Genomic DNA, 12,435 nt, shown 5'->3' with positions numbered 1-12,435 from the left:
CGTCGTGCCCTACGGATAAAGCCTCATTTTGTCCCAGCCGCCCTCGGCGTTGCGCGAAAACACGACACGGTCGTGCAGCCGGAACGGACGGTCGTGCCAGAACTCGATGCTCTGCGGCACGATGCGAAAGCCCGACCAGTGTTTTGGCCGCGGGATCTCGCCGATCGCGTGGCGCGCCGTATATTCGGCAACCGCCTTTTCCAGCGCGAAGCGGCTTTCCAGCGGCCGCGACTGCTTGGAGGCCCAGGCGCCGATGCGGCTGCCGCGCGGACGCGTCGCATAATAGGCATCGGCTTCGGCGTCGGTGACAATCTCCACCGGCCCCCGCGCCCGCACCTGCCGGCGCAGAGATTTCCAGTGGAAGCACATCGCTGCTTTCATGCTGCCAAGGATCTCGCGGCCCTTGGCGCTCTCGAAATTCGTGTAGAAGACAAAGCCACCCTCATCGAACCCCTTGAGCAGCACCATGCGGACATTCGGCATGCCCTCGGCATCGACCGTCGCCAGCGCCACGCTGTTGGGGTCGTTGATCTCGCTCTTCGTAGCGTCGTCGAGCCACGCCGCAAAAAGCCGGAACGGCTCCGCCGCCTCGGCAAAGTCACCGCTTGTTAACCCGGTTTCGCTCATAGTTTTCCCAAATTTGTCGCCGGCTGGGGAGATTGCCGATTGTCGCGTATCGCGCAAGCTTTTGACAGTGGGCAATGGAGCGTTATCGCTTCGGCCAGCGCCAAAGCCATGATCGTGACAATCATCCTGCCGCTTGCCGCCTGTGGCGGGGGCGGCTTCAGCCTGGAGCAGGCGGAGGTGGACCGCTCGATACTGACCTCGAGCACGCCGGCCTCAGTCACGCCGCTCGATCAGGACCGCGCTTCCGACCAGGCTACGATCCGCAACGCCGTGTCCTCCGCCGACGTCGAGCAACTGGCCGGGCAGGCCATTCCCTGGGCGAATGCCGACACCGGCTCGCGCGGCTCCATCACCGAGCTCGCAGAATTCAGGGCTAACGGTGAGACATGCCGTCGCTTCACCGCGTCGCGCGAGAGCTTCGACGGCGTCGCGCTGTTCAAAGGCGAAGTATGCCTGGCCGGCGGCAGCGCCTGGCGAATGCAGGACTTCAAGGCGCTCTGATTTTCCGCCGGCTATATAGCGGTAAGCCACTGGAATTTCTTCCTATGCAAGCGCATATAGGAGGCGATCATGGAACCACTCCTTCTCCAGGGCAGTAAGCATGCGCGACCCCTATGAGGTGCTGGGCGTTGCCAAGAACGCATCGGCCAAGGACATAAAATCGGCGTACCGGAAGCTCGCCAAGAAGTATCATCCGGACCAGAATCCGGATCCCAAGGCAAAGGAGCGTTTTGCCGCCGCCAATCAGGCTTACGAGATCGTCGGCGACGAGAAGAACCGGGCGGCTTTCGATCGCGGTGAGATCGACGCCGAAGGCAAACCGCGGTTTCAGGGTTTCGAGAGTGCGGCCGGCGGCGCCGATCCTTTCGCCGGTTTCCGCCGGCAGCAAGGGCCGGGCGGCGCGCATTTCGAATTCCGCACGGGCCGTCCCGGTGGTGACCCGTTCGACGGCAACAGCGACATCTTCAGCCAGATCTTCGGCGATGCTTTCAGCCAGCAGCGCGGTTCCGGCATGGGCGCCGGCCGCCGGATGCCGACCGCAGCCGACCTCAACGTGACGCTGGACGTCACCATCGAGGAGGCCGCAACCGCCGAGAAAGTGACGGCGATGTTCCCCGACGGCCGCAAGATGGCGGTCAAGTTGCCGGCCTATGTCGAGGACGGCCAGACCATCCGGTTGAAAGGCCAGGGTGAGCAAGGACCGGGGCAGCCGGGCGATGCGCTGGTTAAAATCCGTTTCCGCCGGCACCCGCGCTACCGCGTCGAGGGCCGCGACCTGCATGTCGACCTGCCGGTGGAACTGGCCGATGCGGTGCATGGCGCCAAGGTGGCGGTCGAAACCCCGACCGGCAGGATTGCGGTCAACGTTCCCCCTTGGTCGAGCTCGGACAAGGTTCTGCGGCTGAAGGGCAGGGGCCTGCCGGAAAAGGCCGGCGGTCACGGCGACCTCTACGCGCACGTGCGGCTGATGCTGCCGGAAGGCGGCGACGCCGAGCTCGAGGCACTGATGCGCAGGCGAAAGGGCTGACGGTCGAAAAGGCTGGCGCTTGACGTCGTAAGCGGGCGTGAGTGGTTTCATGCCGCGTCGGTTATTGACAGGAAACGAGCAACCAGCGCCAGGAGCCGCTATTTGGCCGAAGTAGGTTCAACGTCAGCTAACGCCTCAAAGGCCGACATTTGCACCCGCCATAGTTCCGCTTCGCGAACACGGTCGACGCCAGTCGACCGACTGGCGATGAGCCAGTTCGGCGGGGGTTAGCCGCACAAGCTTGTAGGGGTCGATCGATGCAGTCGCCAGGCCAGCAAGGTGGAGGGTCGCACCGCTGACCATCACCAGCGCATCGACGCCTGCGCCATTCTCCCTCTTGCCAGCCTGCTCGACGTGGCGGGCGAAATTTACCTCCGAGCCGACCAGAAAAGAGAAATCCCGCTGGCGATCGTTGACGAACATCACCTCGCCGGAGTGTAAGCCGATCCTGATGCGGCGCGACAGGGAGCCCATTGAACGCTTCCAAGCGTTGCCGAGCGAGATTTCCGGTACCAGTTCCGCGACGGCGGCCAGCGCCTTTAGCGCCGTTTCGCTGGACGTCATTTCGCTCCCCAGCCAGAGAGCTAGCACGCCGTCGCCTGTAAAGTTTTGAACGATCCCCCCATTGGCCACCACGACCTGGCGGGTCAACGTGAAGTGCTCGATCATGAACCGCGTGGTTTCGATCAGGCCAAGCGCGCTCGCCAAGCCGGTCGAGTCCTCCACGTCGGTAAACATGATCGTGGCGATGGCGCGCTGGAATTTCGTTTCACCCATGCCGAATGACGGGAGCACGCGGTCAGTCTGTGGATTCGTATAGGCAGTGATCGGATGCATTGGAGTCCGGCCCCCGAGCGGTTCAAATGTCGCTCGAATATGACTGGACGGCGTAGGCGGATCGTAAGCCCGCCGTGGCGGGCACGTCAGAATTACGTCAGAAATCCATTCGGGCCCGGCTTTGGCGGCTTGCAGCCGACCTTTTAGTCAAAATTCGGCGGGACCCTCAGCTCAGCAACTTACGGAGGTCAAGCAGCCCCGCTCCAAACTGCTGATCGAACGAAGGCACCCTTCTCTCGCAATTAGGGCTGTCCGGTAGAATCGGAACGTCAGCTTCAAGCCAAGGCCATGAAACCTCCTTTGCGCCTGACTGGGTCATCTTCGCCTTAACCTCTATGCCGTTGAGCGGCCTACCGGCGGAGCGATGTTTCGACTGCAACAAAGCGGCTGCTCCCGCGACGATGGCCGAGGCTGCAGATGTTCCGCCAAATACTGTGTAGAGCCCGGCGCGGTCTCTGCTTTCGACGCGCGGTGGCTGGATCCCTTCCAGCTGTCCGCCGGAATAGCCGTGGTGGCCCGGGATGTCCGTGGTGAGCACGCCCTGCGGCGCGTATTCAACCTGGGGGAGCTTCTCGTAGATCTCGAAATTGTGGTCACGTGAACGCAGCGACTCACGGTCCAGTCGTATTTGGCAGCGTGTACACACCTCCTGGTCGTCGGACGGCGCGGAAATGGTGACGGAATTGTCGGTCGGATCGCCGCTGTAGTTGGAATATGCTGAACGTCTCGCCCGATAAGTGGCGGCCGCCACCGCAACCACGCCATTGCTTTCGCCGGCCTTGCTCGCCGGGTAAATCAGATGGTCGTAGCCATCGTTGCCGGCTGCGCAGATGATGGGGATTTCCTCGCTGATCGCCTCGAAAAGCGTCTCGAAATAATCCCAAATTGGCTTTGCCTGTTCGACCGAAGTATATCTGCTGTCGCCATATCCAGGATAGGAACGGTGCGCTCGCCATGGATCGGGTACTTCCCGGGGAAAGTGTATGACTGAAACCTTCTGGTCGCGGGCATAGAGGAACGCCAGAATGAGCTGCGCTGCGTCGGGCCGTGCTGAAATCTCGATCGGCAGGAGTTCAGCGCCTGGGGCGACCCCCCAATAAGGTATTGCGCCTTCACCGTTGCTAAATTGCCTCAACTTCGTGGGCGGGGCCGCAGGGGCGCCGACCATCAGCCCAGCGCAGGCGGTCCCGTGCGCTGAGTAGCGCGTACGCGAGGTCTCAGCAGTCTCCTGAATTACGCCGCGCCCATCTTTCAGTGCTCGAAGCAGCGATTTCTGAACCTCGACTTCCTGCGCATTGTTCCTCGATTTGATCAGGCTTGCCGCCCACGCCCAGGTATCGTCGCCCACAAAGCTCTTGCTCTGCTTTTTTTCCGGCCCTCGCAAGACGAGCGGTTGCTGCCTGGGTGTGACGTAACTCAACCCGAAAGGGTGAGCGGCGAAGCTGACCGCAGAAAGGATACGAGGCTCGAGATTGGGATGGCTTGAGTTCACTCCCGTATCGATCTGGGCAATGACCTCGCCGTAACCGGGCTTGTCAGTACCCAACAAATCCCAGGCGTCGGCCTCCAGCAGGTATGCGGCCTCGTGCGGCAACCGCGCTTCAGGGATGCGCGGACGATCGCGTAAGGCGCCGATTGCGATCAGGTGCCACAGGTAGTGATACCAGTCATAACAAAGATGGCCTTCGCCCTTCTTGATGTCGTCCATCATGGCACCCACCTACCATTCGCTCTGGGCGCGTCGGATCGTTTCATCCATCGCGTCCACCAAGTACGGAGAAATGCGCGCAGCCAGTTCCTCGCCGGCATCGGTGTCGCTGGCGTAGTGCAGCCCGGCCCATTCCCTGTTCTCGGCCACCCGGCGGGCGCGCTCATAAACCGCGGTTACGCCGGCGTGCTCGGGCAGCATCCGTTGCAGAACGTTCGCCACTGCAAATGACTGAAATGAATGGTTGGACGGGTAGGAAGCGTGCGAGGGAACCGGAAGCGCCGGCCGCAGCCTCGGCTCAATGATGTTGGGCCGTGGCCGATTGAATCGATCTTTGTAGTTGAGCCCGATCTCCTCCGTGAGTTCGAGGATCGCAACGATCAATGCGCATGTCCCCTCGAAGCCCGCGAGAGTGTCTATTCCGAGCGGCGCCGTGTAGTCCAAAATCCCGAACGATGCCTGGCGGACGATCTCCTCGCGCCGCAGCGGGTCACCTTCCCTCCTCTTCTGCAGATCGATAAGCGCTTCTGTCTCCCTGAGGCTCTCTGAAGGTCCGGGCGGGGGATCGATAAGAATGTCCTCCCAGATCGCACCGAGATATTTGTTGGCGACGCTTAGTCCGATCCTGTGCAAGGCACGCTTGTCGTGCCACGCCGGCAAAGCCTCCTCGCCAGTTTCGAAAGCCGTTTGCCCCCTGCCGCGTCCCCGTCCTCGTCCGCGCCCTCTGCCCCTGCCTCGACCTCGACCTGCGCTCGGCCCCGCCAGGAAGGCTGGCGAAAGGCGCATGGCACCCTCCACAGGGTCATCAGAAATCGTTATCACGATCTGCTCTTCTTGAATCGACAGAACGCTGCTCTTGGTCATCATAGACGCGAAAGGATGCAGTTTTTCGCCGCCTCTATTTTTGATGTATTCCTCAAGAGATTTTTCAGGACTTGCGTCACCCAATATCAGCGGATATTGCCTTATGGCCGATCCACTTACTAAGAATCGGGCGCTAAACAACTTGTTATTAAGATCAATTGTCGACATCATGTCCACCCCTCAACTAAAGCTTCTAAATTTGATCCGCGCCAACTGGTGGTCGGAGCCTCGACGTAACGCCTGCGGTGCGCAGCGCTAGGGTGCGTACCTTGGCAGCGTTATCCGCGACAACCCGCTCTTGATAACCGAAACTCCGAGTACGCCTGCAATTGGATAATTCTCCTCCGAAAGCAGCTCGAGCGAGAAATCCGGCTCCCAGGCGCGCAAGCGTTCGATAGTTCGAACTGCCTCCACAGTCTGCCCCAAATGCCCGTGGCAGGCAGCCGAGTATCTCAAAGCGGGTAGGTATGTGGGTTGCTGCGCAAGGACACGCTCGCCGTGACGTATCCCCTCCTCGAAGCGCCCGTTCAGAGTTGCCAAGATGCAGCACGTGGTATCGATGCAGTAACGATACAGGGGAGGCCCGCCCAGTGCACGTGCGCGCATCGCATCCTCATAGCCACGCTTCACTTCGCCGAGATAGCCGAGCGTCAAGGCGCGCATGTCCCAGCAAATGGCTTGTAGCGGGTTAGCGGCTATCGCTCGATCGGCGAGTTCCAGTGCCTGTGCGTATTCACGAAAGACGAACGAATGGGCATGAGCGGCCAACGCCAGGGTGATAGGATTGAAGGGGGCCACTTCGACGGCGCGACTGGCGCATTCCCGAACCTGATCGTGAAAGGTGCCCGAGCGGCCGACCCGTCTCTCGCCAAAGCGGGTGACAAACACAAACAGCTGCCACGCCAGATACGTGCTACGCGGGTCGAGCTCATATGCTTCGGCGAGCATGCGCTCCGCCGAATCCAGGTCCGTATCGCGCATGCGGAATACCTGTCGCAGCGCTGTCAATGCAAGCCGAGACGCCCGGTGTCGGGGCTCGTCGCGAATGGACTTAGGATCGAGAACGAATTCGAGGATCGAAAACACGATCTGATTGACCAACGACATCAGCTTCAGGCTCGCCGGGCCAGTCAGGTCGGCCGGCTCGAGAAAATCCGTATGCGACCACAAGAGCCGGCTGTCACCGGGCGCAATTAATGCAAATGTCAGGCCCACTCTGTCGCCCACCACCGTTGCCCTGGTTTGCAACAGCCAGTCTGGTAGCGCTGTGTCAGGCGCTTGGGTCAGCGGTCCCTGCGCTTGAAAATCCACGACGTCGACCACTTCGAAATTCAGGATCGATCGAACCACCAGATCCAGGACAAGGTCGCTGACGGCCCTGTTAGCGGAGCCCTCCGTCCACCTGGCATCGCGAACCAGGCCCAAGCATAGCCGCGACGAATTCAGAAGTGAGGCGCTTCGCTGTCCGGACAACTGATCTGCCGCGGCAACAGGAGAGACGTTTGCTGGCACTGTGCGAGGCCGGGGCCATTGGCTTCTTTGCTCACGAAGCCAATCCTCGAACTCTGGATCGCGAATATCGAGGCCCTCAAGCAGATCACGCGTGGCAGAGCCTTCGGGTGGATCGTTCAAATCGATGCCGATCGAAGCGACGTCGAGTCGAACCACATCACGATCGGTCGAGATTAGATCAATGCCGGCGCTGCGGAGCGACTTCCGAACCTCGGACAGCTCCTGCCGCAAGCTTGCTGCACCCTGCTCCTCGCCGCGAGTGCTCCAGAGCTTGCTTTGCAGCCATTTTCGGCTCCGCGTACCGTTGGGTGCCAGGGCGAGCATGGCCAAGAGCGCCTTAGACCGTCTGCCATGCGGCGTGACGTCCGCGCCATCCGCGCTCTCAATCGCGAATGGCCCAATCAATCTAAGGAAAGGACGGCAATCCGAGTACACTAGCGGCCCCTCGCGTCCCCGCACCCTAATATAGCATCTGCTAATATAAGTCTATCTGTAATTCTCGGCTTCCGTGAGGTCAAACCTACACGTGGCAAAGGATTCGAGACGGGAATTCTGCTGTGACGGAAGGACTCGGTAGCGACATCAAGCGGTCGTTCGATGTAAGCGGTCCCATTGTCGGCTCGGGGTCATGAGCGTGACTTCGGCCGCTGGCCAACGAACTTCCGCCAAAGGGTCCTCTTCCGCCGTGCCACACGGACACCCAGTGTCGGATTTTCCCACCGGCCCATGACTGCAAGGTCAAAGCGCTACAGCGTCCTTTGCACGTCCAAAGGACGCGCGGCGCTGTTGAGCAAACGCTTTTGTCCCCCGAACTGTCCGCTTTGAACGCTTGAAGGGGCACTGTGGCTGTGCGATAGGCACTCCACAAAGCAGAGAACCTTTCGGAGAGCGCTGACATGGCGGGTGGACGGGGCCTTATGGCCGGCAAGCGCGGCCTTATCCTTGGCATCGCCAACAATCGCTCGATCGCTTACGGCATCGCCAAGGCCTGTGTCGACCATGGCGCCGAGATCGCGCTGACCTATCAGGGCGAGGCGTTCAAGAAACGCGTCGAGCCGCTCGCGGCGGAACTGGGCGCGCATGTCGCCGGCCATTGCGACGTGACCGACCCGGCCAGCCTCGATGCGGTGTTCGAAAATGTCAGCAAGCACTGGGGTGGCAAGCTCGATTTCCTCGTCCACGCAATCGCCTTTTCCGACAAGGACGAACTGACCGGCCGCTATGTCGAGACGACGCGCGACAATTTCCTGCGCACCATGGATATTTCGGTCTATTCCTTCACCACCATCGCCAAACGTGCCGAGGCGCTGATGACCGACGGCGGCTCGCTGCTCACGCTGACCTATTACGGCGCGGAAAAGGTGATGCCGCACTATAACGTCATGGGTGTTGCCAAGGCGGCACTCGAAGCCAGCGTGCGCTATCTGGCCGTCGATCTCGGCGCCAAGAAGATCCGTGTCAACGCGATCTCCGCCGGCCCGATCAAGACGCTTGCCGCATCCGGCATCGGCGATTTCCGCTATATCCTGAAATGGAACGAATACAATTCGCCGTTGAAGCAGACGGTCACGCAGGAGGAGGTTGGCGATTCCGGCGTCTATTTCCTGTCCGACCTTTCGCGCGGCGTCACCGGCGAGATCCATCATGTCGATTCCGGCTATCATGTCGTCGGCATGAAGGCGGTCGACGCGCCGGATATTTCGACGGTCAAGGACTGACGCCACCGCCTGACCTCTTCCGGAAGACCTGATGTACCCGCTCGTCTATATCGTGCGCCACGGCCAGACGGCGTGGAACGCCGAGGCCCGGCTGCAGGGGCAGGCCGATACCGACCTCAACGAGCTCGGCCGCGAGCAGGCTAGCCGCAACGGGCGCAGGCTGGCCGAACTCATCGACAAGCCCGAAGATTTCGATTTTGTCGCCAGCCCGATGCGGCGCACGCGCGAGACGATGGAGCGCCTGCGCGCGGCGATGAAGCTCGATCCGCACGCCTATCGTACCGAGCCGCTGCTCGTGGAATTGAGCTTTGGCGACTGGCAGGGTTTCACCTTTGCCGAACTCGAGGCGAACAATCCCGGTTCGACCAGGCGCCGCCGCCTCGATAAATGGAATTTCCAGCCGCCCGGCGAGGGCGCCGAAAGCTATCAGATGCTGCTCGAACGGGTGAAGCCGTGGTTCGACGCGCTCGATCGCCAGACGGTCTGCGTGACCCATGGTGGCATCATGCGCGTAATGTTCCGCTTGGTACTGGGGATGTCCGAACAAGATGCGGTCAGCATGGAAGTGCCGCAGGATCGCGTGCTCAGACTGGACGGCCGGCGCCTGGAGTGGCTCTGAGACCGATGACCTAGCGTATGTTGAGATCAGGTCGGGCCGGCATCAGCTGAATATCGACGCGTCCTACTCGGTCGATCCGGTGTCCGGCAATTCCATGTCGGTGACGACGTTCTCGCCATTGGTCACGTCGTAGGCGAGGACGATGTCCATGCCTGGCTTCAGCGCATCGAGGTCGGTTTCGGCGTTCAGCTTGTAGGACTTGCCGTCGTCCAGCGTCAGCGTCAGCGCATCCTTGTCGACCTTCTTGATCAGGCCTTCGGTCTGGCCGGCGAAGGCGGCGGTGGAAATCAACAGCGTGGCGGCAACAGCGCCAATCAGGATACGCATCATCGTCCTCTTTAATCATTGCCGGTACAGCGGCTCGGTCCAACGGAACGGAACTGAGCAGAAACCAATCGAATGTGTCAAAACTAAATCCGCGGGATCACAGTTTGACCACTGTGGAAAACGCCAATAGAAGGCAGGCGACAGTGTCGCGCGTCCTCCTGGACGCGCAAGGGACGCTGTAGCACTTTTGATTTTGTGCATGATCCTTTCCGAAAATCGCTCCGATTTTCGGGGTCATGCGCTAGGCCGGCTCCGACGCCGGCAGGGCTGGTTCCATGTCGCACAACACGTTCGGCCATCTTTTCCGCGTCACCACCTGGGGCGAAAGCCATGGGCCGGCGCTGGGCTGCGTCGTCGACGGCTGTCCGCCAGGCATCCGCTTCACTCGCGACGAGATCCAGGCCGAACTCGACAAGCGCCGCCCCGGCCAGTCACGTTTTGTAACGCAGCGTCGCGAACCTGACGAGGTCAAGGTCCTGTCCGGCTTCATCCTCGATGAGGACGGTGAGACGATGGTCACCACCGGCACGCCGGTGTCGATGCTGATCGAGAACGTCGACCAGCGCTCCAAGGACTATGGCGACATCGCCCGCCAGTTCCGGCCGGGCCATGCCGATTACACTTACGAGGTCAAATACGGCCTGCGCGATTACCGCGGCGGCGGTCGCTCCTCGGCGCGTGAGACGGCGGCGCGGGTGGCGGCCGGGGCGCTTGCCCGCAAGGTCGTGCCCGGCATGGTGGTGCGCGGCGCGCTGGTGTCGATGGGCGATAAATCGATCGATCGCGCCAATTGGAACTGGAATTTCGTCGGCGACGCCGAAAACCCGTTCTTCACGCCTGATCCGGCGTCCGTCGCCGTCTTCACGAAATATCTGGACGGCATCCGCAAGGCGGGCTCCTCGGTCGGTGCGGTCATCGAGATCGTCGCCGACGGCGTTCCGGCGGGGCTTGGCGCGCCGATCTATGCCAAGCTCGACCAGGACATCGCCGCCGGCCTGATGTCGATCAACGCCGTCAAGGGCGTCGAGATCGGCAACGGTTTCGAGGCCGCCCGCATCACCGGCGAGGAGAATGCCGATGAGATGCGCATGGGCAATGACGGCAAGCCGGTCTTCCTGTCCAACAATGCCGGCGGCATCCTCGGCGGCATCTCGACCGGCCAGGCGATCGTCGCGCGTTTCGCCGTCAAGCCGACCTCGTCGATCCTGACGCCGCGAAAGTCGATCGACAAGGACGGTAACGACGTCGAGATCATGACCAAGGGCCGGCACGATCCATGCGTCGGCATCCGCGCCGTACCGATCGGCGAGGCGATGGTTGCCTGCGCCATTGCCGATCATTATCTGCGTCATCGGGGACAAACGGGAAGGGAGTAGGGGAGTAGGGGAGTAGGGGAGTAGGGGAGTAGGGGAGTAGGGGAGTAGGGGAGTAGGGGAGTAGGGGAGTAGGGGAGTAGGTTACGCAGCTCCCACGACAGCATTTTTTCCTTTTCCCTACTCCCGTACTGCCCTACTCCCTTACTCCCCTGTTCCCGCGAGCGAAGCGAGCACCCATGCCTTACGACCAGAAGAAAATCGTCGAAGCCCTGCGCGCCTTCGAGCGCGGCGAGATCGTCGTCGTTATGGACGATGACGGCCGCGAGAACGAGGGTGACCTGATCGTCGCCGCCGTCCATTGCACGCCGGAAAAGATGGCGTTCATCGTCCGCAACACGTCGGGCATCGTCTGCACGCCGATGCCGCGCGAGGAAGCAAAGCGGCTCAACCTGTCGCCGATGGTGGCTGACAATGATTCCGCCCACACCACCGCCTTTACCGTCAGCGTCGACTTCAAGCACGGCACCACGACCGGCATTTCGGCGGACGACCGGACGCTGACGGTGCGCAATCTCGCCAACGGCAATGTCGGCGCGTCCGATTTCGTGCGCCCCGGCCACATCTTTCCGCTGATCGCGCGCGAAGGCGGCGTGCTGATGCGTTCGGGCCATACCGAAGCCGCTGTCGACCTCTGCAAGCTCGCCGGCCTGCCGCCGGTCGGCGTCATTTCCGAGCTGGTCAATGATGACGGCACCGTTATGCGTGGCCCGCAGGTGCAGGCCTTCGCCGAAAAGCACGGGTTGAAGCAGATCTCGGTTGCCGACCTTATCGGCTACCGGCAACGCAAGGAAACGCTGGTCGAGCGCGTCGCCTGTTCCGACATCGAGACGCCGGGCGGCAAGGCGCAGGTCTTCACCTACACGCTGCCCTGGGACTCCATGCATCACGTGGCGGTCGTCTTCGGCGATATCCGCGACGGCGTCGAGGTGCCGGTGCGCCTTCATTCCGAGGACGTGGTCAGCGACGTCTTCGGCACCAGCCACAGGCTGGACGCCATCATGAAGGCAATGGGCGAGCGCCAACGCGGCGTCATCGTCTATCTGCGCGAAGGCTCGGTCGGCGTCGCCCATCAGGAGCGCAAGCGGCCGGCTGCCGGCGACCGCGAGGACCATGAAGAGGCTCGTCGCCGCGAAAACGAATGGCGCGAGATCGGCCTCGGCGCGCAAATCCTCAAGGATCTCGGCATTTCCTCGATCAATCTGATCGCCTCGCGCGAGCGCCATTATGTCGGCCTCGAAGGTTTTGGCATCCACATCGCCAAGACCGAGATTCTTTAGGCCATTCTCACGGTGCTGGTATGCGTCCGGCCCCGGCTCGGG

Annotated in this window: 12 protein-coding genes; 6 read left to right on the top strand and 6 right to left on the bottom strand. The window is 61.6% G+C overall.

Annotated features, from left to right (window positions below; translation table 11 throughout):
- Window positions 1-9 precede the first annotated feature (9 nt).
- On the bottom strand, window positions 10-627 hold the full coding sequence (gene pdxH, locus NKJ81_RS07870) for a pyridoxamine 5'-phosphate oxidase (protein ID WP_352540108.1): 618 nt from the start codon (window positions 625-627) through the stop codon (window positions 10-12).
- Between the two features lie 39 nt (window positions 628-666).
- Here pdxH and NKJ81_RS07865 point away from each other — a divergent pair, with 39 nt between their 5' ends.
- A complete protein-coding gene (locus NKJ81_RS07865) occupies window positions 667-1,128 on the top strand; it encodes an RT0821/Lpp0805 family surface protein (protein ID WP_352470671.1) in 462 nt (153 codons plus the stop codon).
- Between the two features lie 100 nt (window positions 1,129-1,228).
- On the top strand, window positions 1,229-2,155 hold the full coding sequence (locus NKJ81_RS07860; protein ID WP_352540107.1) for a DnaJ C-terminal domain-containing protein: 927 nt from the start codon (window positions 1,229-1,231) through the stop codon (window positions 2,153-2,155).
- 135 nt (window positions 2,156-2,290) lie between these two features.
- On the opposite strand, the gene NKJ81_RS07855 is transcribed toward NKJ81_RS07860, so the two are convergent.
- From NKJ81_RS07855 to NKJ81_RS07840, 4 genes are all read right to left on the bottom strand, one after another.
- Window positions 2,291-2,992 carry an adenylate/guanylate cyclase domain-containing protein gene (locus NKJ81_RS07855; protein WP_352470669.1) on the bottom strand — a complete coding sequence of 234 codons (702 nt, stop codon included), beginning with the start codon at window positions 2,990-2,992 and terminating at the stop codon, window positions 2,291-2,293.
- Between the two features lie 166 nt (window positions 2,993-3,158).
- A complete protein-coding gene (locus NKJ81_RS07850; protein WP_352540106.1) occupies window positions 3,159-4,703 on the bottom strand; it encodes a S8 family peptidase in 1,545 nt (514 codons plus the stop codon).
- Window positions 4,704-4,712: 9 nt separating this feature from the next.
- Entirely contained in the window at window positions 4,713-5,735 is a 1,023-nt protein-coding gene (locus tag NKJ81_RS07845; RefSeq protein WP_352449905.1) for a phosphatase PAP2 family protein, read from the bottom strand.
- Window positions 5,736-5,819: 84 nt separating this feature from the next.
- On the bottom strand, window positions 5,820-7,400 hold the full coding sequence (locus tag NKJ81_RS07840) for a hypothetical protein (protein WP_352470667.1): 1,581 nt from the start codon (window positions 7,398-7,400) through the stop codon (window positions 5,820-5,822).
- A gap of 572 nt (window positions 7,401-7,972) precedes the next feature.
- Between NKJ81_RS07840 and fabI the strand changes: the two genes are divergently transcribed.
- Window positions 7,973-8,794, top strand: coding sequence for an enoyl-ACP reductase FabI (fabI, locus tag NKJ81_RS07835; RefSeq protein WP_352449903.1), 822 nt, complete (start codon window positions 7,973-7,975; stop codon window positions 8,792-8,794).
- Window positions 8,795-8,825: 31 nt separating this feature from the next.
- Window positions 8,826-9,413 (top strand): histidine phosphatase family protein, encoded by a 588-nt coding sequence (locus NKJ81_RS07830; RefSeq protein ID WP_352456876.1) that lies wholly within the window; start codon window positions 8,826-8,828, stop codon window positions 9,411-9,413.
- A gap of 63 nt (window positions 9,414-9,476) precedes the next feature.
- Here NKJ81_RS07830 and NKJ81_RS07825 read toward each other — a convergent pair whose 3' ends face one another.
- Window positions 9,477-9,740 (bottom strand): DUF1344 domain-containing protein, encoded by a 264-nt coding sequence (locus NKJ81_RS07825; RefSeq protein ID WP_023716902.1) that lies wholly within the window; start codon window positions 9,738-9,740, stop codon window positions 9,477-9,479.
- A 275-nt stretch (window positions 9,741-10,015) separates the two neighbouring features.
- On the opposite strand from NKJ81_RS07825, the gene aroC reads away from it, so the two are divergent.
- Together aroC and ribB are read left to right on the top strand one after the other, a co-directional pair.
- Window positions 10,016-11,116 (top strand): chorismate synthase, encoded by a 1,101-nt coding sequence (gene aroC, locus NKJ81_RS07820; RefSeq protein ID WP_352470666.1) that lies wholly within the window; start codon window positions 10,016-10,018, stop codon window positions 11,114-11,116.
- Window positions 11,117-11,292: 176 nt separating this feature from the next.
- On the top strand, window positions 11,293-12,393 hold the full coding sequence (gene ribB / locus NKJ81_RS07815) for a 3,4-dihydroxy-2-butanone-4-phosphate synthase (protein WP_352449900.1): 1,101 nt from the start codon (window positions 11,293-11,295) through the stop codon (window positions 12,391-12,393).
- Window positions 12,394-12,435: the final 42 nt, after the last annotated feature.

Source organism: Mesorhizobium sp. M0018, assembly GCF_040323955.1.
Taxonomy (GTDB): Bacteria; Pseudomonadota; Alphaproteobacteria; order Rhizobiales; family Rhizobiaceae; genus Mesorhizobium.
The sequence above is the reverse complement of the archived record's forward strand: the minus strand, read 5'-3'. Positions and strand labels throughout refer to the sequence as shown.